Below are 26158 nucleotides of genomic sequence, written 5' to 3' on the forward strand. Positions count from 1 at the left end.
GGAGGTGTGGTGTGTCTCGTGTGTGGGACAGATGCGCGTTGATCATGGTGACGGCGTTGACCGCGGCGACGGCTCTGGCCGCCGCCGGGCCGGCGTCGGCTTCGGCCTCGGCGTCCTCGGCGTCGGTGCCCGGACGTGACGTGACGGTGATGACGTTCAACATTCACCACGGCGCGGATCCGGACGATGTTCTGAATCTGGATCACGTCGCCCAGGCAGTACGGCAGTCGGGGGCCGATGTGATCGGCCTGCAGGAGGTGGACCGGCACTTCGCCTCGCGCAGTGAATTCGTCGATCAGGCGGAGTGGCTCGCGGAGCGACTGGACCTTCACCTGGCCTACGGAACGAACCTGGACCTGGACCCGGAGAGGCCGGGTGATCCGCGACGCCAGTACGGGACAGCGATCCTGTCGCGCTTCCCGATCGTGAACTCCCACAACACGCTCCTGCCCCGATCGGAGACGGGCGAGCAGCGGGGTCTGCTGGAGGCCGACCTCATGGTGCGAGGCAAGAAGTTCCGCTTCCTGAACACGCATCTGGAGCACACTTCGCAGGCCGAGCGACACACGCAGGTGGCGGCGATCAACACGATCGTGAACGGCGCCCGTCTTCCCACGGTGCTGGTGGGCGACCTCAACGCGACGCCGGACAGCGAGGAGATCGCCTCGGTGACCAAGCGGCTCACCGACACCTGGCCGGTGGCCGGGAAGGGTGACGGCTTCACGTACGACTCGGTGAATCCGCGGGAGCGCATCGACTACGTGTTCGCCTCGAAGGGGGTCGACGCCCGGCGGGCCCAGGTCCTGGACATGGCGATCTCCGACCACCGGCCGCTGCGGGTCGAACTCAGCATCCGGTAGCGCGGGCCCACCTCTCACCGCAGCAAATCCAAAGTTGTCGAGAGGCCGACTGAAGTCCCTGTTCAGGGATCGGTTCGAGGGTTGCCCTTGAGGACCGACTTCGAGGGCGGCCTCAAGGGCAGATTCATATACGGGCCGGCTCCGGGGGCCGAAGTCAGCCCCGCCCCCACCTCCCGGTCCCATTTCCCGGTCCCATTTCCCGGTCCCATCTCCTGACTCTCACCTGCGTCACCGAACTTCTGGAGCGATCCGCCGACGAAGCGGACCCGGCGAATGCGGTGTCAGCCGACTCGTGACCACAGTGGCGGGACCGTCCGCCGATTCAGGTGACGACATCTTCCGAGCGGCCGCCTCGCTGTGCGACGCCTCTCCATGCGAACCGAAACCCATGCCCGGCCGCCCGCTTCCGAGCGCGGCAGAGAAGCAACACAAGGAAAGCGGAGACAGATGAACATCCCCTTGCCACGCCGCTCCGAAGCCGTACGCACGGCGAGTGCGGCACTCGTCGCCGTCGCACTGGCAGCATCCACCGCACCGGCCGCCTCAGCGACGAACACCCCTCGCGACAGTGCCCGGCAGGTCCAGTACGTCGACTGCGGGACCGCGTCCGGAACGGAGAACGGCTCTCGCAGCCGGCCCTGGAGGACCCTGGACCAGGTCAACCGCCTGGATCTGAAGACCGGCAGCTCGATCCTGCTCAAGCGTGGCACCCGCTGCACCGGCACCCTCGCCCCTAACGGATCGGGCCGGGAGGGCAAGCCCATGGTGATCGGAGCGTACGGCACCGGCGCCAAGCCCGTGATCGACGGCGGCGGCAACGCCGAGACCCTGCTGCTGAAAGACACCCAGTGGGTCGAGGCGAAGGACCTGGAGATCACCAACTCGGGTGCTCCGGGCCGTAACAAGCGAGGCGTACGGGTCCAGCTCCAGGACTTCGGCACCGGCACCCACTACCGGCTGACCGGCCTCGACATCCACGACATCCGCGGCGACGACACCAAGGGCACCGAGGGCTCGGCGGGCATCCTCTTCTCCGTAACGGGTTCGAAGAAGCCGACCAGGTTCGACGACGTGGTCGTCGCCGGCAACACCGTCCGCACCGTCGACCGTGAGGGCATCTACTTCGCCTCCACCTGGAACAACCGTCCGGTGCACGGCGATCACGACCCGAACGGGCCCGCCTACCTGCCCTCCACCCGCATCGTGGTGCGCGGGAACACCCTCGAGGACCTCGGCGGCGACGGCATCGTCATCACCGCGACCGACGGAACCCTGGTCGAGCACAACCGCCTCGACGGCTTTCAGCGCCGCTCCGCCGGCTACAACGCGGGCATGTGGCCCTGGAACGCCGACAACACCGTCTTCCAGTACAACGAGGTGTCCGGCGGCGAGACCACCCGCGACGGCATGGCGTACGACGTCGACGAGGGCACCTTCGGCACCGTCTTCCAGTACAACGTCAGCCACGACAACGCGGGCGGATTCTTCCTCGTCTGCACCGCCACCGGCAAGCTCGGCAACGCGATCATCCGCTACAACATCAGCCGCAACGACCACTTCCGAGGCATAGAGACCTGCCGCGGCTCCTTCGACGACGTCCGCTTCCACAACAACACGATCTACGCCGGCGACGGCGTCAGCCAGACCGTCGTCAACGAGAACACGACCGAGAAGCACGAGATCGCGTTCGCCAACAACATCGTGGTCAAGGAAGGCGCCGGCACCGCTTCCTTCAACCTGAGGAGCGGCGGCGTCACCCTCTCCCACAACGACCTGGTGAACACGGTCGGCACGCCCGCGAACCCCGGCGGCACCACCGCCGACCCGCTGCTCTCCGACCCCACCGGCGCCCTGCCCCTGGGCCTGCGTCTGCGCTCCGGCTCCCCGGCCCTGCACGTGGGCACCCCCGTCCCGGGCTCTCCGGACCGGGACTTGTACGGAAACCCGGTCGGCAACCCGCCGAACATGGGCGCCTACCAGGGCCCCGGAACCGTGTAGCCGCTCCAGCCGACAGCCACCGCCGACACCGGCAGAGCCTCGTAACGGCTTCCGGCCGGGCAGCCTCCCGCGAGAATCGCGGTACGGCCGCCCGGCCGGTAGACCTGCAGACCGGCAACCGATCTCGATTCGTCCACCGGGCGCGGCACCGGCGCTCGATGCGGCCCGGCCGAGCGATAAGGTCTCTCCAGACTCTCCCCACGTTGAACAGCTCGGCGCAGAACAGGAGCGGCGTGTGAAGCGGCCGACCATGGCGGACATCGCACGCCGCGCCGGTGTCTCCAAGGTGGCGGTCTCTTACGCGCTCAACGACCTGCCGGGCGTCTCCGCGACCACCCGGGCATCGATCAAGAAGATCGCCGAGGAGTTGGGCTGGCGTCCCAACAGCGCCGCCCGCGCACTCACCGGCGGTCGGGCGCAGGCAGTGGGTCTTGCCGTGCGGCGCCCCGCCCGGACGCTGGGTGTCGAGCCGTTCTTCATGGAGTTCATCAGTGGGGTGGAGAGCGTCCTCGTCGAGCGCTCGTACGCGCTGATGCTGCAGATGGTCGCCTCGCAGGAGAGCGAGATCGAACTGTGCCGGCGCTGGTGGGGTGAACGGCGGGTCGACGGCGTGCTCCTGATGGACCTGCAGACCGACGACCCCCGCCCTCCCGCCATCGAGGCGCTCGACCTGCCCGCGGTCGCCATCGGGCCGCCCCACGCGGCGGGCACACTCCCCGCGATCTGGTCCGACGACGGCGAGAGCGTCCACGAGATCGTCCGCTACCTGGCGGCACTCGGCCATCGCCGGATCGCACGTGTGGCCGGGCCCGCCGGACTGGCGCACACGGCGGTGCGGGACGCGGCCCTGGGCGCGGCCTGCCGGGAGGCCGGGATCCCCGGGGCGACCGTGATCCACACCGACTACACGGGCGACGAGGGTGCCCGCGCGGCACGGAGCCTGATGATCTCGCCCGTGCGCCCCACGGCGATCGTCTTCGACAACGACATCATGGCCGTCGCGGCGCTCTCGGTGGCCCAGGAACTGAACCTCTCCGTCCCCGCCGACCTCTCGGTCGTGGCGTGGGACGAGTCCCCGCTCACCCAGGTGGTCCGCCCCGTGCTCTCGGTGGTCACCCGTGACATTCCGGGCCACGGCGCACGCGCGGCAAGCGCACTCCTGTCCCTCGTCGCAGGTGACGAGGTGGGGAACGCCCGCGTGGGATGCGCCGGCTTCGTCCCCCGGGGCAGTACCGGCCCGCCCCCGAGCGGCGTTTCGCACCCTCGTTGAGCAGAGATCCGGCCCGGTTCGGCGTGAAATGACGGCAGTCACACCGAGTGGCGGCACTATGCCAGCCGAACCTGAACCGGTAAAGTTCACGTTCGTCGGGCGATGCCCATCTGTAACCAATACCCGTCAGGAACACACAAGTCAGGCGCATAGGCGCCCTGTTGGCGGCTGAAAGTGAACCATTCAAAGCTTCACCGGTTCATGGACGGACAGTGTGCCGATCACCGGGTCAACCGCGTCACCCCGTATACGCATCCATCAGCTGCCAGGCGATTGGAGCCCCACACCATGAAGGACGTCACCCCGCTGAACGAGGGCTGGAGCCTGCGCCACGAGGACGCGCTGCTGCCTGCCCGTGTCCCCGGCTGTGTCCACACCGATCTGCTCGCCGCCCAGGTCATACCCGATCCCTTCATCGGCCACAACGAGACCGAGATCGCCTGGGTGGGACGGCGGGCGTGGTCCTACGTGAGCGAGTTGCACCACAGCAGCGAGCACGAGCGGGCCGAGCTGGTCTTCGAGGGACTCGACACCGCCGCCGAGGTCGTCCTCGCCGGTGAAAGCCTCGGCACCACGCGCAACATGCACCGCGTCCACCGCTTCGACGTCACGGGGCGGGCCGGACGGCTCGAAGTGAGATTCGCATCGGCCTACGACGAGGCGGACCGCGTCCGCGCCCTGACCGCGGAGCGCCCGAACGCCTACCCCGAGCCCTTCCAGTACATCCGCAAGATGGCGTGCAGCTTCGGCTGGGACTGGGGTCCGACCGTCGTGACCGCCGGGATGTGGCGGCCGGTGCGCCTCGAACACTGGTCCACCGCCCGCCTCGCCGAGGTCCGCCCCCTCGTCTCGGTCGACGGTTCCACCGGCCACGTCGAACTGCGGGTACGCACGGAACGCACCGCGAACGGCACCGGCCGGCGGCTGACCCTCCGCGCCACCGTCGCCGGCACGGAGGCGGAGATCGCGTTCGAAGGCGACAGCGCGGTACTGTGCCTGAACGTGGAGAACCCCGCGCCGTGGTGGCCGCGGGGATACGGCGACCAGCCGTTGTACGACCTCGACGTGACGCTGCTCGACGAGCGAGGTGAGCGGCTCGACGCCTGGACGCGCCGCGTCGGCTTCCGCACGGTGGAAGCCGACCGCTCGGCGGATTCCCACGGCACCGGCTTCACCTTCGTCGTCAACGGCGTACGGATCTTCGCGCGCGGGGTCAACTGGATCCCCGACGACGTCCTGCCCTCCCGGGTCACGCCCGAGCGCTACCGGAAGCGACTGACCCAGGCCGCCGAGGCCAACGTCGACCTGATCCGTATCTGGGGCGGAGGCATCTACGAGGACCACGCGTTCTACGACGTGTGCGACGAGCTGGGTCTCATGGTCTGGCAGGACTTCCCGTTCGCGTGCGCCGCCTACCCGGAGGAGCAGCCACTGCGCGGAGAGGTCGAAGCAGAGGCGCGTGACAACGTTATCCGGCTGATGCCACACGCGAGTCTGGTGTTGTGGAACGGCAACAACGAGAACCTCTGGGGGTTCCGGGACTGGGACTGGGAGCAGCCGCTGGCCGGCAATTCCTGGGGCGAGGGCTACTACCTCGGCATGCTGCCCAGGATCGTCGCCGAGCTGGACCCGACGCGCCCGTACACGGCGGGCAGTCCCTGGTCCGGGTCATGGGACCACCATCCCAACGATCCCCGGCACGGTACCCACCACTCGTGGGAGGTGTGGAACCGTCAGGACTACGCCGAGTACCGGGCAGACGTGCCCCGCTTCTGCGCCGAGTTCGGCTGGCAGGCTCCCCCCGCCCTCGCGACGCTCCATCGTGCCCTGCCCGGCGAGCGGCTCGCCCCCGACTCCCCCGGCATGCTGCACCACCAGAAGGCAGAGGGCGGCAACGGCAAACTGAACCGAGGCATCGAGCGTCATTTCGGCCTGCCTGAGGGGAACTTCGACCGGTGGCACTTCCTGGCTCAGGTCGTCCAGGCGCGCGCCGTCGCCGCGGGTATCGAGCACTGGCGGGCAAGTTGGCCGGTGTGTGCAGGCACCGTTCTCTGGCAGCTCAACGACTGCTGGCCGGTCAGCTCGTGGGCCGCCATCGACGGCGACGGCCGGCTCAAGCCGCTCTACCACGAGCTGCGGCGGCTCTACGCGGACCGGCTGCTCTCCCTCGTCCCCACGGATGACGGTCCCGTACTCGCCCTCGACAATCAGTCCGGCTCCGACTGGCGCACGACGGTCCACCTGCGTCGGCTCGACGCGGAGGGAACCGTGCTGCACGAGGCGTCAGTGGAGCTGGAAGCGGGCCCGCGGACGGTCACCAGACTGACGGTGCCGAGCCCGCTGCTGCCGGAAAAGGGCTCCTTCAGGGAATTCCTGGTGGCCGATGCCGACGGACTCCGGGCGGTGTATTTCCCCGTACTCGACAAGGAGTTCGCCTACCCGGTGCCGCAGTACGACGTCCGTCTCGATCCCGAAACCGGCACCCGAACCGGAGCCGAAGCCGAAGCTGGAGCCGGGCGCGCACTTGGTGCAGTCGACATCGTCGTCACGGCACGGACGCTGGTGCGCGATCTCCTGCTCCAGCCCGACCGGCTGGGGCCCGACGCCGTGGCGGACCGCGGCTTGATCACGCTGCTCCCTGGCGAAGAGGCACGGATCTCAGTCAGCGGCTGGACCGACCCCGACGTGGCCACCGCGCGTGATGCCCTGTTCAGCGTGGGAGGGTCGGGAGGGTGATGAGCGCCCCGTCCGCCGGGCCGGGAAGCAGCCACTGGTATTTCGACAGCGCTGTCGGGTAAGCCTTTTGGAGTGATCGTAAAGTGCACCTCCGTGCTGGTCGACATCCGGAAATACGACGGCAGCCTGAGCGCGCGGTGGACTGCTGTCCGGCTGGGTGAAGACGAGCACGGGGTGTGGTTGGGCACGGCGCAGGGTGTCCCCGTCCGTTCGGCCACGGGCGGCTGGACGAGCCGGTTCGCCTACGTGACGTTGGTACCTCGCGGTGAATGGTGGACAGCCACGTTCTGCGTGGACCCGGGCCCCGAGATCTACTGCGACGTGTGCACGGCACCCGAGTGGAGCCCGAGCGGGGCCGTGCTGCGCATGGTGGACCTCGATCTCGATGTCGTGCGGCTCCATGGCGGCGAAGCCCATGTCGAGGACGAGGACGAGTTCGCCGAACATCGAGTGAGCTACGGCTATCCCGCAGGCCTCATCAGCAAGGCCCGGCAGACGTGCGAGTGGTTGATGGAAGCCGGCCTTCGCGAGGGGAACGGCGTCGAACCCTTCGCCTCGGCGTACCGCTACTGGCTCGGCCTCCTCTGACCTCCTCCGGCGGTTCGGGAGCCCCCTGGCTACGGGCTCGGGGCCGCAACGGTCTCGGACAACACCGCAGCCCTTGGGGGAGGTCGAAGCACAGGCCGAAAGGACAAGTCGAGTGGGCCGAGCCGGCTGAATGACACCATCCGGCCGACCCAGTGCCGACGGGTAGGGAACAGGGCAGGGCAGGGTCAGTTGTCGCCGACTTCTCGCGCCACGTCCTCCAGTCGGCGCCGGTGGCTCTCCCACCATGCCTGATCGCTTGATGGGAGACTGTCCTGGCTCTGCGTGTACCCGACACTTCCGTCGATGAGCTCGCGCACGATGTCGGCATGGCCGGCGTGCCGCTGGGTATCGGAGATCACGCGCACCAGGATGTGGTGCAGTGTCACCTCGCGTCGTTCGCTCGGCCACCACGGGACGTGACCGATCGCGTCAAGTGCCAGCGTCTCGATCGTGGTGTTGGAGTGCTCCCACGCCTGGTGATAGAGCCCAACTATTTCTTCGCGCGACTCGTCTGCGGTGGCCCACATGTCCGAGTTGAGTTCTGCATCCTCCGTATACCACCAGGACGGCGGCTCCTCGTTGAAGAACGGCCGCCCGAACGTGTCGCCGAAGTAACCCAGTTCCACGCCGGCGAGATGCTTGACCAGCCCCAACAGGTTCGTTCCCGTAGGGGTCAGCGGGCGACGGACGTCGTATTCCGAGAGCCCATCGAGCTTCCACAACAGGGCGTCACGCCCGTCTTGCAGGTAACGGAGCAGGTCCACTTTCGGATTCGGTTCGATCACGCCGAGCAGTCTTGCATCCAGCACTGACAACCGGGCTCCACGGCATCGTCAGCGGGCCCTGACCGGCCGCGCGGCCGGAGTGGCCTCATGGCCGCCGGAGCGGCTGGGGGTGACCGGATGGCTGGTGGCTGTGCCGTTCGGGTGTGGTCGGAGACGTACCACTGTGGTGTCGAAGGGTGGCAACGGGCCTCTGCGGGAGGCTGGCGCTCCGGAGGCAGGCAGGAGAGAACGTGTGAATGTGCGCAGCCGTCGAGGTGCCCGGGGCTCTGTGGTCGGCATCGGGGAGCGGACGGCCGGCGATGCCGGTGTTCTCGGGACCGCCCTTGCCGTGGTGCTGGCGTTCTCGCTTGCGCAGGGGTCATGGGAGTGGTTCTCCACCTATCTCGGCGTGACGTTGCTCGCGGTGGTCCTGTCGTTCGGCCATGTGCCGGTGTGGACGCCGGATCGACGGGCCGCCCACGGATGGAGCCTGGCCGCCTTCTCGCTGGTAGTGGGTCTGTGCGTGGCACTTGCGCTGGCGCCCGCACTGCAGCGCTGGGACTGGCTGTTCCCGATGCCGGGCATCCGGCACGGGTGCGTGGAGTCCGGCCGGTACGAGAGCCTGCGAACGCGGGCCGCTCCGGGGAACCTGGCCGGTCATGATGCCGACGCGCTGGCCCATGCTCAGCGGATGCGGAGCCGCCAGGCCATTGCCGACAGTCTCGCTGCGACGACGACACGTTGGGTGCCGGTGTACGCGTTGGGAACGGCTCTGCTGGTGGGTGCGGGTTCGTGGTCATGGGAGCGGGCGCGGGCCCGGAGGGCAACAAACTGATCCAGGGGCCCCGACGGCCATGATTGGTGAGCGCCGTGTCCGACAGATGGTTCCACGGCCGGGTCACTGACGGCACGGCTCGTGTCAGGATGCTCGGCATGTCTGGTCGTGCACAGAGCTTCGGAGCAATGGCAGAAGCCTACGAACGGTTCCGTCCGGGCTATGCCCTGGAGCTTTTCGACATGGTGATGGCGTACGCGGGTCATCCGGTCCGGACCGCCCTCGGGATCGGCGCCGGGACGGGCAAGGCGACCCGCCTGTTCGCTCGGCAGGGGGTCACGGTCACAGCGACCGACCCTGACGGGGCCATGCTCGAAGAGCTTCGCAAGCACGTTCCGACAGGCGTCACGACGGTGCAGGCCGCGTTCGAGGACTTGCGGCCAGGTGAGAAGTGCGGGCTGGTCTATGCGGCAGCGGCGCTGCATTGGACGGCCTCGGAGGGCCGGTGGTCTCGCATGGCCGCCCTGCTGGAGCCGAGTGGTGTGTTCGCTTCGTTCGGCGGACCGATCCGGCTTGCTGATCCGGCGGTCGAGGCAGTTGTGCGCGCGGCGCGAGCACCGTACTTGGAGAGTGACGAGATTCCGTCACCGGACGGCACACCTGCGGAGTGCGAAATGCAGTGGCCCGGCACGGAGCTCCAGCGGTCCGAATGGTTCACCGATGTTCAACAGAAGGTGGTCGAAAGGCGCTTGACGATGAGCGCTCACGACTATGTAGGTCAACTCTCGACCATCTCTGCCTATCTCGTACTGCCAGCCTTGGAGCGAGAGCTGGTATTCAGGCAGATCATGCAGGTTCTGCCTGAGACGGTCGAGATCACCGCCGACGTCACTGTCCATCTCGCCCGTCGGTGCTACGAGCAGTAGTAGCACCTCGGAAAACGGACGGCTCTCTCTGCGGACAGTCGTTCTGCGTACGGCCGTCTGCTCATTCCCACCGGTCTGCTGCCGGGTCTGCAACGAGTGGCGGGCCATCGCGTGATCACGAAATAGTCGGACTGAAGTACTTGAGAGTGTGTTTTCAGTAGCCTGAAGCGATGTCAGAGGATCCAACGCCCCGTTCCGTGCCGGACCCGGCCGCGGCCGTCCGCCGGAGAATCGTCCTCTTCCGGGAGTCGGGGGATCCTCGGCACCTGACCGATCCGGAGGCCGAGGACGAGCACGCGGCGGCCGTGGCCGCCACGGTCCGCGGCGGCCGTGCCGGGAAGCCGGAGCTCGACGTGACGGCGGCGGCGGAGTCGGCCCTGTTCCGCTTCTGGCGAGGCGTGGCGTCCGGTACCACCGCCGGGCAGGTCGAAGCCGACAACGCCATCGGGTTCTTCCTCGGGCTGCGGCAGACCGCGCCGGAACTGGTCCCCGCCGAGGTGGCGGAAATGGTCGGGATCCTCGCGACGGACGGAAGCCGTCGCCTGCGCTGGGCGGTCGAGTCCGCCGACAGGTTGCTTTCCCTCTCGGACGGCACCGACCTCAGTCCCCTTGACCTGGCGATCGATCGCATCGTGTGGGCTCTTCGCACGGCGCCCGAGGACCCCGCGGGCCGGATCCTCGCCCTCGGGCGTCTGGGACAGGCGTACCACGAGCGTCATCGGGCCTCCAGGGACGTGGCGGACGCGCGGAACGTCGTGGCGGCTCGTCGGGAGGCCGTCGGCCTCTCGTCGCCTGGAAGGGACCGGGCACGCAGGCTGTCGCTGCTGGCCGATTCGCTGCTGGTCGTACACGAACGGACCGGCGAGAGGGCATGCCTCGAGGAGGCCATTCGGGCACTGGAGGATTCGGTCGCCGGCACACCGCCCGGCGACCAGTTCCTCTGGCTGCGGTATCAGCGGCTCGGGCGCTCGCACCGGCATCTGGCCGAGGCAACGGACTCCATCGCCGACTTCGACTCGGCCGTGCGGTGGGGACGGCTCGCCTGCGTCACGGCCGACAGTTCCGACACGGACTACGGGTCCGCTCTGGCGGCGCTCGACAAGAGCCTCCGTGCCCGGCACGCGAAGTCCCGGGATCGGGCCGATCTCGACGAAGCGGTCGCCCTGTGGCGGACGACGCTCGACAGCATTCCGGGGGACGACGCCCGGAGAGCCGACTTCCTCGTGGATCTCGGCGACGCCCTGCACCGTCGGTTCGACAGCGCGGGCGACCCGGCCGATCTGGAGGAGAGCGTCCGTACGTGCGAGGCCGCGGTCCGCGAGGCGCCGGAAGGCAGCGCCTCGTGGGTCCGGGCCCTGTCCGATCTCTGCTATCGGCTGCGCCGCAGGTTCGAACACGGTGGGGACGTCGCCGATCTGTGGGAGTCGGTCCGTGTCGGGCGTCTCTCGGTCGCGTCGACCTCCCTGGGCGAAGGCGAGGACGGGATCATCACGTACTCGAACCTCCTGAACGCGGCCGTCGCCTGTTACGACAGCGGGCGCGAACTGCCGTATCTGGACGAGGCGATCGAACTCTGGGCGGCCGTCCTCACTGCGACGCCGCCCGACCATGCGGAGCGGGGTCTGCGGCTCGTGGGCAGGCTGGATGCCCTTGAGAGGCGCTTCGAGCACACCGGGGAACGGGCCGACCTGGACCGGGTGTTCGGTGCCGCCCGTGCGTGCCTCGCCGCAGCGCGTCCCGAGTTCGGGCAGATGGCCGGGACGCTGTTGCGGGTCGCCGTACGTCTCGACACCCGGGCCGACGAGGCCGATCGCTCGGTCAACATCGGGCTCGAACTCGACAACGTCCGGTTCTCCATGCGGTCGCGCAGCACGACCGAACTCGACGCCATGGACACCCTCGTCGACCTGGCCAGAGCGCTCGTACCGAGCACCGAGGCCGATGAAGCCGACCGCGCGATCCGTCGGGGTTGCCTCGCGATGGCGCTCGCCACCCGGTTCCGGGTCACGGGCTCCGCGGCGGACGGCGCCGAGTCCATCGATGTGCTGAGGGAAATGGTCGCCGCCGCGGAACCGGACGATCCGCAGTACAGCACCTACCTGTCGAACCTCGGGGACACTCTGGTCAGCAGGTTCCTGAGGGACGGCGACGCGACCGACCTCGATGCCGCGATCGAGGCCCATGAGCAGGCGTTCCGTACCGTGCTCCCCACCGCCCCGGACCGGGCGGACCATCTGCCGAGGCTGGCCCTCGCTCTTCGGCTCCGCTACGACGACCGCCGGAACCCGGACGACCTGGAGCACGTCGTCGCCGTCATCCGCGACGCGGTGTCCGAGGGGCATCCGGCACCGGATTGCAGGCCGGCGAGTCTGAGCGAGCTGGCCAAGGTCCTTGAATGGCGGTTCCACCACACGATGGACCCGGCCGACCTGGACGCGGCGGTGGCCGCCGGGCGGGAGGCGGCGGATCTCGACGCCGCGAACGAGGACCGGTCCGTCTCCGTGCTCTCCCGCCTCGCGTCGGCACTGTTCGCCCGCTACGAGAAGACCGGCAATGCTCCCGACCTCGACGAGGCGATCTCGACCCTGGGGACGGCCCTCGCGGAAATGCCCGACGGCGACCGCGGACGCCCGTCCGTACTCCACAACCACGCCGTCTTCGTCCAGGCCAGGGCCATACTCACCGGGTCCTCGGCAGACTTCGACCGGTCCGTGATCGAGCTGCGCGAAGTGACGGGTGCGCGATCGTCCGGTGCCTCTTCGCGCGCCCGCGACTTCTACAGTCTGGGGATGGCGCTGCGGGTCCGGCACGCTCACCTCGGCGACGACCTGGACATGCATGCGGCGGTGGAAGCACTCCGGGCCGCGCTCCGGTATGCGGCCGGGGATCCGGTAACGCGGTCGATCGCCGCCGTCGGACTGGCGAACGCGCTCACTCAGGTCTTCCACCGGACCGGCGACCGCTCTGTCCTGAACGAGGCGATCACCTTGGCCGTCGAGGCGGAGCGGGAGTTCCCGGAGCACGGGGACTTCGTCAGCAGGCCGCTCTCCACCCTCTCCTGGCTCCTGCGCATGCGAGTCGATCTCGCCGGTGATCCCGACCCCGCGGATGTCGCGGAGATGCTGCGGGTCAGCAAACGGATGATCGACGCGGTTCACCCCGGCTCCTCGGATTACGGCCTTTTCCTCCGGAACCGCGCCGTGGCACTGACGACGGCCGCGCGGGCCCGGCGAGATGTGACCTTGCTGGATCAGGCGGTCGCCACCGCGAGGCGAGCCGTCGAGGTCACGGGGGCGGGAGACGCCCGCCGGGGTGAATGGCTGTGGTCACTGGGGCGCATCCTGGAGCAGCGCCACAGCGTCACCGGGAAGCGCGCCGATCTGGAGGCCACCCTTTCGTGCTGGCGCGAGGCCGCCCGGGATCCGTACGGCGACCCGGACATGGCCATGCAGTGCGCGGTCCACGCCGCCCGGCTCGCGGCGCAGGAGGGCGACGTCGACGGAGCGGTCGTGGACTACGGGCTCGCGGTCCGGCGTCTGCCCACCGTCGCCTGGCACGGGATGCGGACCGGGGTGCGCAGCGAGACCCTGCGCAGGTGGTCGGGGCTCGCCTCCGAGGCCGCGGGGGCCGCCATAGCCGCCGGGCAGCTTTCGACCGCGGTCAAAATGCTCGAACAGAGCAGGTCGGTCATCTGGACTCAGGCACTGCACCTCCGCAGTGACCTCAGCGATCTGGCCGGCTCTCACCCCGAGCTGGCCACGCGGCTCACGACGCTGCGGACCCGGCTCGACACATTCGCGCCCGCGGGCGAGCGCTTCCCGGTCGGCGAGCTCACCTCCATCGGTGAGTTCTCCCCCGTCGGCGAGCTCTCTCCGGCAGGCGAGCGGCACCAGTTGATCGGTCCGGCCGGCGGGGTCCGCAGCGGGGTCCGAGGGACGGAGTTCTCCACGGAGGCCGGCGAGCGCCGCCGGGATCTGGCCCGGGAGTGGGACGAGACTGTCGAGCGGGTCCGCCAGGTCGAAGGGTTCGAGCATTTCCTCGGGCCTACGCCGTACGCCGAGCTGAAGAACGCGGCCACGGACGGTCCGGTGGTCGTCGTGAATGTCAGCCGCTACGGATGTCATGCGCTGATCGTCCGTCATGACACGCCTGCGCCCGAGGTAGTGGCACTCCCCTCGGTCTCGATCCGCGATGTGTCCGGCAAGGTCTCGGACCTGCTGTCCGCCACCGGGGCCCAGGCCGACCCGAGCGTGTCGTTCCTGGCTCGCGAGCGGGCCCGGCACACCAGCCACGACGTCCTCGGCTGGCTGTGGGACAGCATCGTGGGGCCGATCCTGGCTCGGCTCGGGCACGACGCTCGTCCGCGTTCCGGTCGGACGGGCGCTGCGCCGCCGCGCTTGTGGTGGTGTCCGGTGGGGTTGCTCAGCATGCTGCCGCTGCACGCCGCTGGTCACCATCCCCGCCACCGGTCGGCAACGGGCTCCGGCGGTGCGTGGACCGCCGACCTGGTGGTCTCCTCCTACACGCCGACGCTGGCCGCGCTGTCCCGGAGCCGGGTCCGGCGCTCGGAGCCGGCGGTGCGGCGGCACCTGGCGATCGCGTTGCCGGAGACCCCCGGGCTGGCCACGTTGCCGGCGGTCGCCGACGAGCTGGCCGGCCTGCGTCGGTACGCGGCGAACGCGACCGAGGTGGTGAGCCTGGTCGGGACGGCCGCGACCCGGCGGGCCGTCCTCGACGAGCTCCCGCACTGCGACCGGATTCACTTCGCCTGCCACGCGGCCCAGGACCCCTCCGATCCTGCGGCGAGCGCCTTCAGTCTCGGCGACGGTCCGTTGTCGATCGCGGACATCGCGGACCTGGACCTCGCCCACGCCGAGTTGGCGTACCTGTCGGCATGCCAGACCGCCACGGGCGTACCCGACCTCGCGGACGAGGCGATCCACCTCGCGGCGGCGATGCAGCTGACCGGGTTCCGGCACATCGTCGCTACCAGCTGGCCGGTGGGTGATGCCTCGGCCGCGGTCGTGTCGGACCACTTCTACCGGGAATTGACTTCGACCGACAGCGGTACGGAGCCCGCTGTCGCGCTCCACCGAGCCGTTCGCGCACTGCGCGACAGCGATCCCACCGAACCCGTGAAGTGGGCGTCGTACGCCCACTTCGGATCGTGACCCATTCCGCACGCGAGATTCGCGGTTCCGTCCGCAGAGGTGACCATGCCCCATCAGCCCCAGTCTCCGATCCCCTATGAACAGACCTCGGACTACCACTGGACGGAGGTCGCCTTCGAGTTGCTGGAGTCGGGTGCCCTCGCAGCGGTGGTGATGACGAGTGACAACGTCTCCTCGGCCGTTGTCGAGGGTGCCTGCCCGCGCTGTGTGCACCACTTCACCGACCGGCGTCCGCTGACGGCGGTCACCAGCGGGATCGGCGGAAGCCGTACGGGAGTCCAGGGAACCGGCGGCACGGGTCTGGTGGAGCCTGCTCGCACGTACGGTTACGGCGCCCCGGTCGTGCTGGACGTCACCTGCTCGTGCGGTGCCGCGCATCCGGCCGGGGCATCCGGGACCGCAGAACCGAACGCCGTGGGCGGCTGCGGTGTCAGCTTCCGTATCGAGCTCACCGCCGACCCCGCTCCGGCCTCGACCGGCGGACAGCCATGACCGGGATGCCGCTGAGGCCCCGCAAGCCGGAGCGCCCGCCGACGCCCACGGATCTGACCGAGCGCGACCGCTTCGCCGCGCTGGCCGAAGCCTCGCTGCCCGCGGTGCGCGCCAACGCGGAGGCCTGGCGCAACGGCCTCGCCGCCTTCGTCACGCTGGTCACCGCCGGAGCCGTGCTCAAGGGCCGTGATACGACGGCTCAGCTCACCACCGACTGGCGCATCGCGGTCACCCTCCTCATCGGCGGCGGCATCGCCCTGTCCCTGGCGGGACTGTGGCAGGCCCTCGCGGCGCAGGCCGGCACCCGAGAGGGCATGGTGACCCTGGCGGACATCCACCGTCGCCACGCATCGGTCGCGGCCTACCAGATCGCCCTGGCCGACGCCGCAGCGGCCCGGCTGAGGCGGGGCCGGACCATCGTCGCCGCAGCGCTGGTGTGCTTCCTCCTGGGCATCACCGCGACCTGGTGGGCCCCGGAAGCGGGCTCGGACCCGGCCGCGTACGTGACGGTCAAGCATGACGGGACATCCACGTGCGGGAAGCTGAAGAGCGCTGACGGCGGAAACGTGCGGATTCAAGTGGGCGGAACGGTGAAAGCCGTCGTCGTGCCGATGGAGAGAGTCACCAATCTGCTTGTCGTGGCGCGCTGTTACTGAGGTTTTCGGGTTGTCGTCGTGGAGTGACGGTTCATGATCCCTGCGGTATGCCTGTGGGATGAGGTATCCGGAGGGTGGGGGCCTGACCGCTGAGCGTCGGGCGTTTCGTGAACGGCTGGTCCTGGCAGGCACCAGCCCGCAGAGCAGTCGAGCGTGACGAGCACGCGGTGGAGCTGTGGAAGAAGGAGGTGTGGCCGCGGGTAAAAGCCTCGCGGCAACACCCACCTGGCCGCCGGGCTGAAGCGGTATGAGGCCGAGCACGACTGGCTCACCACCTTCCGCCTCCCGCCCTATGCGCCTGACCTGAACCCCGTCGAGGCCATCTGGTCACTCGTGCGCAGAGCGATGGCCAACACCGCCTTTGACGCCCCTGACGACCTCGACCGTGTCCTCCGCCGCGAGTTACGCAGGATCCAGCTCCGGCCCCACCTGACCAACGGCTGCCTCACCGCCACCGGTCTGACCCTCGTACCACCGACTCCACCCTGAAAACCTCAGTAGCCGAGCGCGTGTCCGTGGATCTCGGCTGCCCGTGCTCAGGCTGCCGAGGCGTCGTACGGGGAGTGGGGCGAGCGCCGCCGGTGTGGATAATAACGAGGGGTGCGAGCGATACGGCCCTCGTCCGCATCACCGGTGCCGAGCCGCTGGGCAATCCTCGCGGGTGACGGCCGGTGCGAGGAATGCGGCGCCGGCCGTTTCTGCCAGAATCACCACATGGCTGAACACGACACGGATCACGGCTACCTGCTGGACAACCAGCAATCGGAGGCAGGAATCCGCTTCGGCGCCCTCAGCGAGTTGTTCGATCCGGTGACGTTCCGGCATGTCGACCAGCTCGGGATCGCCGCCGGCATGCGGTGCTGGGAGGTCGGCGCCGGCTCTCCGTCCGTGCCCCTCGGACTGGCCGAGCGGGTCGGCCCGACGGGTGCGGTGATCGCCACCGACATCGACGTGTCGTGGACCCACGACATCAGCAGTGGCGCGATCGAGGTGCTGCGGCACGACGTGGCGGTCGACCCGCCGCCGCCCGGCGGCTTCGACCTCGTCCACGCCCGGCTCGTCCTGGTACACGTCACCGACCGCGCCGAGGCACTGCGCCGGATGGTCCAGGCGCTGCGACCCGGCGGTCGGCTGCTTCTGGAGGATGCCGATCCGGGGTTGCAGCCGCTGTTGTGTCCGGACGAGTCCGGTCCGGAACAGCGGCTCGCGAACCGGCTGCGATCCGGCTTCCGCAGTTTGATGGCGGCACGAGGCGCGGACCTGTCGTACGGCCGGACCCTCCCCCGGCTGCTGCGTGAGGCCGGTCTCGAAGACGTACGGGCCGACGCCTACTTCCCGATCACCTCGCCGGCCTGCTCCGTTCTCGAGGCTGCGACCGTGCGGCAGATCCGCGGCCGTCTGGTGGCGGAAGGGCTTGCCACCGACGACGAGATCGACCGCCACCTGGCGAATGTCGCCACCGGACGCCTCGATCTCGCGACCGCCCCTATGATCTCGGCGTGGGGGCGCCGTCCGTGATCCCACTCGATCGCAAGGGCGAGCAGTTCAGGTGCCTGCAGCCGTTCGTCCTGATCAACGCGATATCGCGCGGTGCCCGGACGAGCCGACTCTCGCCGACGGGATCACGAAGAAGGCCAGTGCCGCAAGGGCCGCCACACTCGCCGCGAGGGCCAAAGCACCTTGAAGGGACCAGGTCGCGACCGGCCCGGCCACCGAAGCCCCCAGGGCGAATCCGGTGATCTTCAAGCTGGCTCCGGTGGTGAAGACCTGGCCACGCAGGTGGTCCGGAGCTTCCCGGTGGCGGATCGCGAACAAGGCGGCGAGTTGGGGGCCTTCACCGATCCCGAGCATCAGTACGGCCACGATCACCGGCGCTGGTTGCTCCGCCGTGGCCAGGGCCAACCCGGCAGCCTGGACCAGGGCACTGGCCCAGATGACCGTATCGGGGGCGAGTGAGCGCGGAAACCTCGCGAGTACGGCGTTTGCGACCAGGGCGGAGACCGCCGCGCAGGAGAGCAGCATCGCGCCGCGACCGGCTCCGCCCAGGACACGCTCGCCGAGGAGCATCATGCAGGCCGTCAGCATGCCTTGCGCAACGCAGGAGACGACCGAGGTGAGGGTCGCCCGGGCCAGCGGCGGTTTCCTCATGACGACCCGGATTCCGGCAGCGAGGTCGCTGATCACCGAACTCGTCCGGCTGTCTCGCCCCCGACCGTGACGGGCCGGAAGCATCCAGGCGCCGGGCAGCGTCAAACCGATGAGCCCTGCGGAGACCACCACGGCCGTCGGCGCCCCCAGCACCTCCGCCAGGCCGCCCGCGAGAGCCGGACCGGCCAGACTCGCCGCACTGAACATCATGGCATCGAGCGCGTTCGCACGGGGCAGCCCGTCAACCGGTACCACGCGAGGGAGCTGGGCCGTCCATCCGCCCGACAGGGCCGGCCCCAGCAGCCCCGCCAGAACCGCGATCAGGAGGGTGACAGTGAACGGCAAACGGCCGAGCCCCACGAGGATCGCTCCCAGGCCGGCCGCGTACAGGCCGAGGGCTCCGGCCAGCAGGCGGCCCGGTCGTTCCGCTCTGTCGAGGAGCGCCCCGATCAGCGGCCCTCCTACGACGGCGGAGATCGTGATGCCTGCGAGCAGCGACGACGCGTCGGTGGTGGATCCGGCCGACGCGAACCCGGCCAGCATCAGCGCCGGTCCTGACATCTCGTCCCCGGCACGAGCCGCCGCTGCTCCGACGAGGTAGAGGCGGAGCGAGTAACGCGATTTCATGAACAACACGTTACGGAGGTAACTCAAAACCTAACAAGATGCGTTACATTGCCCAAGTGTCTTCCCACATCGACGACTGGTCCACCCGGCACTCCGTACTGGCCGTGGCTCGGCGGACCGCAGCCCTGATCAACGTTCTCGATGCCGAGCTCCCCGACCCGAGCGAAGTCGCCGATGTGCTCCGCTCGTACGGCGAGACAGGCGACATCGCGCTCACCACCCACGATGTCGCCGCGATGCGTGCGGCTGCCGCCGTATTGCGGGAAGTCTTCAGCGCAGAGACCGCCGACGGAGCGGCCGCCCACCTCAATCGGCTCCTGGAGGAACACACCGGACCTCTCCGCCTCACATCGCACGGCGGCAGCTCCCCCTGGCACCCCCATCTCGACAGCGACGACGATGCTCCCTGGGACGAATGGCTCCTCGCCTCGTCCTGCATGGCCCTGGCTGTTCTCGTCTGGGACCGCCAACGTCCACCCGGCAGGATCTGCGCATCGTCCAGCTGCCGGAACGTTTTCGTCACGCAAGGCAGCGGCCCGGAACGCCGCTACTGCTCCCGCCGGTGCGCCACCCGTGAACGGGTCTCAGCCCACCGACGCTCCCGCTCCGGCGAGCAGTCGGGCGAGACCGAGTAGGCAAGACATCGCTTCTCTTCGTGGCTACGCGCGGCGCGTCCCAATAACCACTGAACTACCTGGTGTTGTCAGCACCTCGGTGGCTTCCAGATCCGGATGAGCGAGGTAGAACAGGCGAAGTTCATCCACTTCGCCCTCGAAACGAGGCGGCCAGTGGGGCGAGGGGGTGAAGTCGTCCAGGATGAGGAGGCCACCAGGAGCGAGCTGATCGACGACCCGCTGCGGATCATCACGCTTGCCCCCGCCGTCGCAGAAGAAGACGTCAAAGGGGGCGTGCTGCTCAAGCAGCCGCCAATCCCCCATGAGGACGCTGACGCGCGGGTCGTCCGCGAAGACGGCGGCCGCACGGCGGGCCAGGTCCTCATCACGCTCCACGGTGACCAGGCGCGCACCAGCGCCAAGGCCACTGTGCAGCCAGGCAGTACCCACTCCGGATCCGGTGCCGCTCTCCGCGATGACTCCGTCGGGTTTCGCAGCAGCGGCCAGTCCGAGGAGCCTGCCCACTTCAGGGATGCAACTCTTCTTGAAGCCTGCCTCGGAGGCGATACGTTCTGCAGCCACCACACGAGGCGGCACGGCACGTTCTGCCATGATCACATCCCTTGCTCAGAGTGAAGCATGACAATATCCGCCGCCGAAGATCTCCACACAGTGTTGCTCGTCATCGGGCGGGATGGAATTCGCTCGCGCTCGGGCGAGTCCTCTGATGTGGTGGTCGGCACTCGGTACTTGGAGCGTGAGGAGCGGCTTATGGCGGGCGACGGTTGTGTCTTCTGCGCGATAGTGCCCGGTCAGGCGGATGCCAGCATCGTTCACGAAGACGAGTCGGTGGTCGCCTTCATGGATCTCCGGCCCGTAAACCCTGGTCACTTGTTGGTCGTTCCCAGGACGCACGCGGTGGGGCTGGAGGATCTTCAGGAGAACGTCGGCGTCCAGGTCTGGAAGGTGGCTCACCGGCTCGGGCGGGCGCTGCGTCGGTCAGGTCTGCGGTGTGAGGGCGTCAACCTGCTTCTCGCGGACGGCGAAGCCGCTTTCCAGGAGGTTTTCCATGTACACCTTCACGTCATCCCCCGCTTCGCCGGCGATCCGTTTCGCATCGACTCCGACTGGCATGTTCATCAGCGTGAGCAGCTCGACGAGACATCGGCTGCTGTCCGCAACGGTCTGGCCGCACTCGGCACCTCGCTGCGTTGAAGTCGCCACCGCCCTGGCCAGGTCGGTAACCGGAGGAATCCCGGCTGTTGTGCCCGCGCCTGCCGTGCCTGCCATGGCTCGACGAGGACCACCGCCCCAGCCATCCGTTCATCGCCCACCGCTCACCAATCCCTGGCGGCTATCAACTCCTCCACGTCCGCGTCCGGGAATCCGTAGGCCGACGCCACGAACCAGAAGTCCTCGGCCATCTCCTCACGCGCGACGGTCTCGATCGCACTGCCCGCCGCCTCGAACTCGGCCTCCAGCAGATTGAACTGCTCTGTCGCCGCCTCCGTGAGCACATACAGGGCCTGGAGATCCACCGGCCGCTCTGCCTCGATCCGCTCGCACAGGTTCAGCAGAATCGCCGCGCCCTTGTCGAGGACGTGATCCGGAAAGTAGTCGTCCGCGTACAGCGGCCGCAGAAAGGCGCGTTCAGTCACCTGCTGGTTTGTGATCGGCATGGTGCCCCATCTCCTCGAAGAGCCAACATGCCGATCATGCACCACACCACTGACAAGCTCGGCGCGACCGCGGAACCAGCAAGTTCGCAACAGCTCCTCATGAGCGCCCGCTGCGCCTATCTCCCTTCGGTGGCATGCTCCTTCAGGAAGGCGCCTGCGTGGGCGGCAGCCTCCTCCTTCGTTGCACAGTGCGAGGTACTGTCGGCCTCGCCGGCTGCGCCATCGGCTCCCCGTCCGGCCCACGTCCAGCCACCCGATGACGGATCCCGGGAGACTTCGGCGCTGCCACCGCACAGTTCGATGAAGCTCGTCTCCGCTGCCGCGGAGGCCGGCCTTTCGACCGCTTCGGGCCATTTCTTGCGGGCACCCTGCCGGGTGATGCCCCAAGCAGCACCCAACTGCTCGTAGCTCGCACCGTAGGAGCCCGCGGTTCTTGCCGCGATTGCCGTCAATCGCTTGACCTCCGCGTCCACCACCTTCCAGGCGGTGAGGATCGAGAGCGTGACGTCGACGGGGTCGGCATCCCACATGCGTTCTTCAGGAAGTCCGGTCGCACGCGCACGCATCGCCGAGGCGAGTGGGTTGAGGGCGTCGAGAAGAGCCTTGTCGAGGGCTGCCTCTTCCGCGGTAGTGATCTCAAGCGGCATCATGTCGACAACTTTAGTTACCAGAAAGGAGAAACGCAACTTAAGTTAACGAGTCGAGGGCCCGTCGCCCTCGGCGTTGCTTCGCACTACACGTATATGCATGAAGCACTTATGGATAAGCGGGTTGTGGAACTGGATTCCGAGGTCTCGGCCGAGACGCTGATGATCGCCGTGGAGCGGATGGTCCGCCACGTGCGCCAGAGCGCCGTCGCCGGAGGTCTGAGCACCGCGGCCTCCTCCGCTCCGGGGCGTCTGGGCCGTGAGGGACCGCACCGTCTGACCGAGCTCGCCCGCGCCGAAGGTGCCTCCCAGCCGAACATGACCCAGCTGATCAACCGGATGGAACGCGCCGGTCTCGTACGCCGGGTCGCCGACCCCCACGACGGCCGGGCGGTGCTGGTGGAAGCCACGGACACCGGCCTGGAGGTCTTCCGGCAGCGTCGAGCGGAGCGCGCGGACGCCCTCCGGCTGCTCATCGAGGAGCTGAGCGAGCCGGAGCAGCGAGCGGTGCGAGTCGCGCTGCCCGCCCTGGCCCGCGCCATCCAGGACCGTCAGGCCGGTCAGGACCGTTCCTGACCGGCCCCTTGGCCGGTGCACAGAACCTGTTCGCTCTCCCCCGTCGCCTCTTCTCAATGCTTGGAGAGAAACGCACATGAGTGCACCGAATGGAAAGGCCGCCAGCCCGTTCCGGCAGCCCAAGGCCGTCTGGGCCGTGGCGTTCGCCTGCGTGATCTCGTTCATGGGCATCGGCCTGGTCGACCCGATCCTGCCGGCTCTCGGCAAGAGCCTGCACGCCTCGCCCAGCCAGGTGTCCCTGCTGTTCAGCAGCTATCTGATCGTCACCGCCGTGGCCATGCTGTTCGTCGGCTGGGTCTCCAGCCACCTCGGCGCCAAACGCACACTCGTCATGGGCCTGGCGGTCATCGTCGTCTTCGCCGCCCTGGCCGGCGCCACCAATTCCATCAATGGCATCGTCGGTTTCCGCGCCGGCTGGGGCCTGGGCAACGCGCTGTTCATCGCGACCTCCCTCGCCGTCATCGTCGCCTCCGCCAGCGGCGGGTTCGGCGGCGCGATCATCCTGTACGAGACCGCGCTCGGCCTCGGCATCGCCGTCGGACCGCTGCTGGGCGGCGAGTTGGGCGGCATCAGCTGGCGCGGCCCGTTCTTCGGCGTCGCCGTCCTGATGGCCGTCGCACTGATCGCGACGCTCGCCTTCGTACCCTCGCTGCCCAAGCCGAGGCGCGTCGTCTCACCGATCGCACCGCTCAAGGCTCTGCGCCACCGCGGACTGCTGACCATGGGCATCATGGCGCTGCTGTACAACTGGGGCTTCTTCACCATGCTGGGCTACGCCCCGTACCCCATGGAGCTGAGCGCCCATGAGCTCGGCCTGGTCTTCACCGGCTGGGGTCTCCTGGTGGCCTCGTTCAGTGTCTTCGTCGCCCCGAGGCTTCAGGCCCGGTACGGCACCGCCCCCGTGCTCTACGCCAACCTGCTGGGCCTCGGCGTCGTGATGGCGGTCATCGCGGCCGGCGTCAGCACGCCCACCGTGGTGATCGTGGCCGTCATCGTCAGCGGCGCCTTCATCGGCATCAACAACACCCTAACCACCCAGGCTGTCATGCTCGTCTCCCCCGTCGAGCGCCCTGTCGCCTCCTCCGCCTACGGCTTCCTGCGATTCATCGGCGGTGGTCTGGCCCCGTTCGTCGCCGACAAGCTCGCCGACGCCACCGACCTGAGCGTCCCCTTCTATCTCGGCGCCGCCACCTTCCTCCTCGCCATCCCCGTTCTGGCCAGCGGCCACGGCCTGCTGCGCAAGGCCGAAGCGCAGACCGGCGGCAGTGAACCCGTCGCGCCGTCGCTCACCCCCGTCGGCAGCCCGGCCGCCGCAACGGGCGCGCCTCCCGTCATCGTCGCCGTGGGCGCCCATGAACGGGCCTCCGCCATAGTGGACGCGGCGGCCCGGGTTGCTCGCGACACCGGTAGCCCGCTGGAGGTCGTCCATGTCCAGCAGACCGCCGTGATCGAGGAACAGGCTGTCGACACCGAGACCGCCGACCAGGCGCGCGCCGCCGTCACCGCCCATCTCGACCGGCTGAACGTCCACGGCATCGCCGCCACCGGCCAGATCCTCACCAGCGCCGGCGACCACGCCGCCGCGGGCCGCGCCCTCGCCCGGCATGCCATGGACGTGAACGCCCGCACCGTCGCCATCGGGCTCTCGCCGCGTGGGCCCGTCATTCAGTTCGCCGACGGCAGTTTCACGACCGCGCTCACGCATGCCGCCACCTGCACCGTCATTCTCGTCGAACCGGACAGCACACCCCGGCCCCTGACCACGGATGCTCTGGTGGAGCTACGCAACAGCGCGGTCTGAGCCGCTGCCGCTCCACTGCCGAGATCGCGGGCTGCGGTGCACGTCCGAAGATGCCGCCGCCCGCGATGCCGGGCATCGAGATGCGTCGATAGTCACCCGCCACCCCTCCGACAGCCTGTCCCACGCGTGGCCGGCGAGTTCATGCCCCTCCCCCCTCCCTCGCGGGCTCCCGGGCTACGCCCGGTCGACGAGCAACTCCGCCAGCGAGTCGACGAATTGCGTGAGCCAGTCCAGTCCTGCCCCTTTCCGTGCCCTACGAAATCCGTGGCGCCGTCCCCAGAACGAAGCCTGGACAGCATGGAACTGGGCCCAGCGCCGCGCGCGTTCGCGATCGACCTCGGCTGCCTCGGCGAAGACGTGCAGGGTGCGGAACACTGTCTTCCGTAGGTCGCTCGCCTCGACGAGCGTCAGCGCCCGCGTCTTGAGCAGGGTCCCGCCGTCGTACGCGGGGTCTCCTGCGTACCCCTTGGGGTCGACCGCCAGCCACGGCTCTCGGTCGGCGCGCAGGATGTTGCGAGCGTGCAGGTCGCCGTGGACGAGGGTGTCCGGCTGATCACGGCCCAGCTCCTGGACGGTCGCCACGGCCGCGTCCACCACGTACCGGGGAAGTGCGTGCGTCAGTTCCTCGGCGTCCTGGCGGAGTTGGGCCTCCCAGGCATCGGCCTGTTCCCGCAGCCTCGGAAGTCCACTGGGCGCGGGGACGGCCAGCGCATGGCTGATCCGCCCTGCGACTCTCGCCACCTCGTCCTCGTCCTCGAGCTCCGCCAGGGTCGACGGCAGGGCTCGCTCCAGCAGCATCGCGAAGTGCTCGTCGTCGCGATCATGCAGCAGCACCGCGCCGCGTCCGCCCCAGGCCGCAAACGCGTCCGGTTCGTGGACGTTGCCGGGGTGGGGGAAGGACACCTTCACCACAGCCGCCCCCTCTGCCGGCCGTTGCACCGGCACGATGATCCCGACGCCCCCATGCATGACCTCGCCGTCCGGCACACATTCCCAGCACCCCAACAACTCCTCCACGATCCCCGGCAGTCCGGCGAGCCAAACCGCTCCGGGCTCGCCCTCGCGCTCGATCGTGCTTCTCGCGAACGTCTCCGGTACCTCGATCATCCCCGCACCCTACGCACCGGCCGAGAACGGAACCGGATCGGCGGGCGCCTTCTCCGTCCCGGCACGGACACCGTCGAAATCCGGTCATCTCGCGGGAGACGTGCGCGATGCCGGACGGCCCGGAGGTGGCTGCCGGCCCGTTGCCGCTGCCCAGCGTTCGGCCGCGATCATCAGGATCTCGGTGGCCGGGGCCTTGATCTGCCCGTAATCCAGCAGGTCGGGCACGCTGCGGGCCAGCCGCTGCTTGAACGCCTCCCCACTGCCGTCGGGCAGCCTCATCGGCACGCAGGTAGTCGCGGAACAGAAGAGCGTATCGGCAGTTCGGGTCGCCGTCCCGGCGCAGGTGTACGTTGCGCCTCCCCGCACCCGTCGGCGGGGCGAACACCAACTTGCGGCACTGCTCCCCGCCGGAATGCTCCACCCGGTTCCATGGCTCGGGGCGGCAACGGAAGCCGATCGCAGCAAGGAGCCCGATCTGCCGGACTTCATGGATAGCGGTGACGCGCACCTGGATGTCCACACAGTCCTTGGCCGCCAGGCCGGGTACCGCCGTGGAACCGACGTGGTCGATCGCGCGCGCCTGGCTTCCCAGGGCATTGCGCAACGTCCCTGCCAGCCGCTCGAAGTCCGCCGGCCACTGCGCCTGATATTCCAGCACGGCCACTGCGGCCACTTCATCGGAAAAAGGCATGCCTACACCCTCAACCCTCATGAACATACCGG

21 protein-coding genes and 3 pseudogenes are annotated in these 26158 nt (G+C 68.9%); 16 read left to right on the top strand and 8 right to left on the bottom strand.

What is annotated here, in order from left to right:
- Window positions 1–44 precede the first annotated feature (44 nt).
- The 5 genes from OG842_RS01905 to OG842_RS01925 all read left to right on the top strand — a co-directional run bounded on the left by OG842_RS01905 (window position 45) and on the right by OG842_RS01925 (window position 7452).
- Window positions 45–860 carry an endonuclease/exonuclease/phosphatase family protein gene (locus OG842_RS01905; protein ID WP_266726829.1) on the top strand — a complete coding sequence of 272 codons (816 nt, stop codon included), beginning with the start codon at window positions 45–47 and terminating at the stop codon, window positions 858–860.
- A 447-nt stretch (window positions 861–1307) separates the two neighbouring features.
- Entirely contained in the window at window positions 1308–2858 is a 1551-nt protein-coding gene (locus tag OG842_RS01910) for a right-handed parallel beta-helix repeat-containing protein (RefSeq protein ID WP_266726831.1), read from the top strand.
- A gap of 235 nt (window positions 2859–3093) precedes the next feature.
- Complete coding sequence (locus tag OG842_RS01915; protein ID WP_266726833.1) at window positions 3094–4128, top strand: LacI family DNA-binding transcriptional regulator; 1035 nt, start codon at window positions 3094–3096, stop codon at window positions 4126–4128.
- A 288-nt stretch (window positions 4129–4416) separates the two neighbouring features.
- On the top strand, window positions 4417–6864 hold the full coding sequence (locus OG842_RS01920) for a glycoside hydrolase family 2 protein (RefSeq protein ID WP_266726835.1): 2448 nt from the start codon (window positions 4417–4419) through the stop codon (window positions 6862–6864).
- Window positions 6865–6936: 72 nt separating this feature from the next.
- Window positions 6937–7452: a DUF402 domain-containing protein gene (locus tag OG842_RS01925; protein ID WP_266726837.1), complete on the top strand. Its 516-nt coding sequence runs from the start codon at window positions 6937–6939 to the stop codon at window positions 7450–7452.
- A 185-nt stretch (window positions 7453–7637) separates the two neighbouring features.
- On the opposite strand, the gene OG842_RS01930 is transcribed toward OG842_RS01925, so the two are convergent.
- Window positions 7638–8237, bottom strand: a complete 600-nt coding sequence (locus OG842_RS01930) for a DinB family protein (protein ID WP_266733381.1) — start codon at window positions 8235–8237, stop codon at window positions 7638–7640.
- A 232-nt stretch (window positions 8238–8469) separates the two neighbouring features.
- Here OG842_RS01930 and OG842_RS01935 point away from each other — a divergent pair, with 232 nt between their 5' ends.
- From OG842_RS01935 to OG842_RS01970, 7 genes and pseudogenes are all read left to right on the top strand, one after another.
- On the top strand, window positions 8470–9051 hold the full coding sequence (locus OG842_RS01935) for a hypothetical protein (protein ID WP_266726839.1): 582 nt from the start codon (window positions 8470–8472) through the stop codon (window positions 9049–9051).
- Between the two features lie 128 nt (window positions 9052–9179).
- Window positions 9180–9917 carry a class I SAM-dependent methyltransferase gene (locus tag OG842_RS01940; RefSeq protein ID WP_266726841.1) on the top strand — a complete coding sequence of 246 codons (738 nt, stop codon included), beginning with the start codon at window positions 9180–9182 and terminating at the stop codon, window positions 9915–9917.
- A gap of 170 nt (window positions 9918–10087) precedes the next feature.
- On the top strand, window positions 10088–15088 hold the full coding sequence (locus OG842_RS01945) for a CHAT domain-containing protein (RefSeq protein WP_328512074.1): 5001 nt from the start codon (window positions 10088–10090) through the stop codon (window positions 15086–15088).
- A gap of 45 nt (window positions 15089–15133) precedes the next feature.
- Window positions 15134–15580, top strand: a complete 447-nt coding sequence (locus OG842_RS01950; protein WP_266726845.1) for a hypothetical protein — start codon at window positions 15134–15136, stop codon at window positions 15578–15580.
- Between the two features lie 5 nt (window positions 15581–15585).
- Complete coding sequence (locus tag OG842_RS01955; protein ID WP_266726847.1) at window positions 15586–16236, top strand: hypothetical protein; 651 nt, start codon at window positions 15586–15588, stop codon at window positions 16234–16236.
- A 110-nt stretch (window positions 16237–16346) separates the two neighbouring features.
- Window positions 16347–16725, top strand: a pseudogene (locus OG842_RS01965) (transposase); the annotation flags it as partial.
- A 225-nt stretch (window positions 16726–16950) separates the two neighbouring features.
- Window positions 16951–17754 carry a methyltransferase domain-containing protein gene (locus OG842_RS01970; RefSeq protein WP_266726849.1) on the top strand — a complete coding sequence of 268 codons (804 nt, stop codon included), beginning with the start codon at window positions 16951–16953 and terminating at the stop codon, window positions 17752–17754.
- A gap of 54 nt (window positions 17755–17808) precedes the next feature.
- On the opposite strand, the gene OG842_RS01975 is transcribed toward OG842_RS01970, so the two are convergent.
- Window positions 17809–19011 (bottom strand): MFS transporter, encoded by a 1203-nt coding sequence (locus OG842_RS01975; protein WP_266726851.1) that lies wholly within the window; start codon window positions 19009–19011, stop codon window positions 17809–17811.
- Between the two features lie 38 nt (window positions 19012–19049).
- On the opposite strand from OG842_RS01975, the gene OG842_RS01980 reads away from it, so the two are divergent.
- Window positions 19050–19646 (top strand): CGNR zinc finger domain-containing protein, encoded by a 597-nt coding sequence (locus tag OG842_RS01980; protein WP_266726853.1) that lies wholly within the window; start codon window positions 19050–19052, stop codon window positions 19644–19646.
- Between the two features lie 24 nt (window positions 19647–19670).
- Here OG842_RS01980 and OG842_RS01985 read toward each other — a convergent pair whose 3' ends face one another.
- Window positions 19671–20243: an O-methyltransferase gene (locus tag OG842_RS01985; RefSeq protein WP_266726854.1), complete on the bottom strand. Its 573-nt coding sequence runs from the start codon at window positions 20241–20243 to the stop codon at window positions 19671–19673.
- Between the two features lie 21 nt (window positions 20244–20264).
- Here OG842_RS01985 and OG842_RS01990 point away from each other — a divergent pair, with 21 nt between their 5' ends.
- Entirely contained in the window at window positions 20265–20840 is a 576-nt protein-coding gene (locus OG842_RS01990; protein ID WP_266726855.1) for an HIT family protein, read from the top strand.
- A 122-nt stretch (window positions 20841–20962) separates the two neighbouring features.
- Here the strand turns inward: OG842_RS01990 and OG842_RS01995 are convergent, their stop codons facing one another.
- Both OG842_RS01995 and OG842_RS02000 read right to left on the bottom strand, forming a co-directional pair.
- Window positions 20963–21304, bottom strand: a complete 342-nt coding sequence (locus OG842_RS01995) for a DUF5713 family protein (protein WP_266726857.1) — start codon at window positions 21302–21304, stop codon at window positions 20963–20965.
- A gap of 116 nt (window positions 21305–21420) precedes the next feature.
- Window positions 21421–21954 (bottom strand): hypothetical protein, encoded by a 534-nt coding sequence (locus OG842_RS02000; RefSeq protein WP_266726859.1) that lies wholly within the window; start codon window positions 21952–21954, stop codon window positions 21421–21423.
- Window positions 21955–22062: 108 nt separating this feature from the next.
- Between OG842_RS02000 and OG842_RS02005 the strand changes: the two genes are divergently transcribed.
- Complete coding sequence (locus tag OG842_RS02005) at window positions 22063–22527, top strand: MarR family winged helix-turn-helix transcriptional regulator (RefSeq protein ID WP_443063959.1); 465 nt, start codon at window positions 22063–22065, stop codon at window positions 22525–22527.
- 73 nt (window positions 22528–22600) lie between these two features.
- A pseudogene (locus tag OG842_RS02010) lies at window positions 22601–24328 on the top strand (MFS transporter); the annotation flags it as partial.
- 174 nt (window positions 24329–24502) lie between these two features.
- Here the strand turns inward: OG842_RS02010 and OG842_RS02015 are convergent.
- The 3 genes and pseudogenes from OG842_RS02015 to OG842_RS02025 all read right to left on the bottom strand — a co-directional run.
- Complete coding sequence (locus OG842_RS02015; protein ID WP_266726861.1) at window positions 24503–25435, bottom strand: aminoglycoside phosphotransferase family protein; 933 nt, start codon at window positions 25433–25435, stop codon at window positions 24503–24505.
- 84 nt (window positions 25436–25519) lie between these two features.
- The gene (locus tag OG842_RS02020; RefSeq protein WP_266726863.1) at window positions 25520–25714 is read right to left on the bottom strand and encodes a hypothetical protein; all 195 of its coding nucleotides are present in this window, start codon (window positions 25712–25714) and stop codon (window positions 25520–25522) included.
- A 22-nt stretch (window positions 25715–25736) separates the two neighbouring features.
- Window positions 25737–26153: pseudogene (locus OG842_RS02025) on the bottom strand (GrpB family protein); the annotation flags it as partial.
- Window positions 26154–26158 lie beyond the last annotated feature (5 nt).

It is taken from the genome of Streptomyces sp. NBC_00376 (assembly GCF_036077095.1).
Classification (GTDB): Bacteria; Actinomycetota; Actinomycetes; order Streptomycetales; family Streptomycetaceae; genus Streptomyces.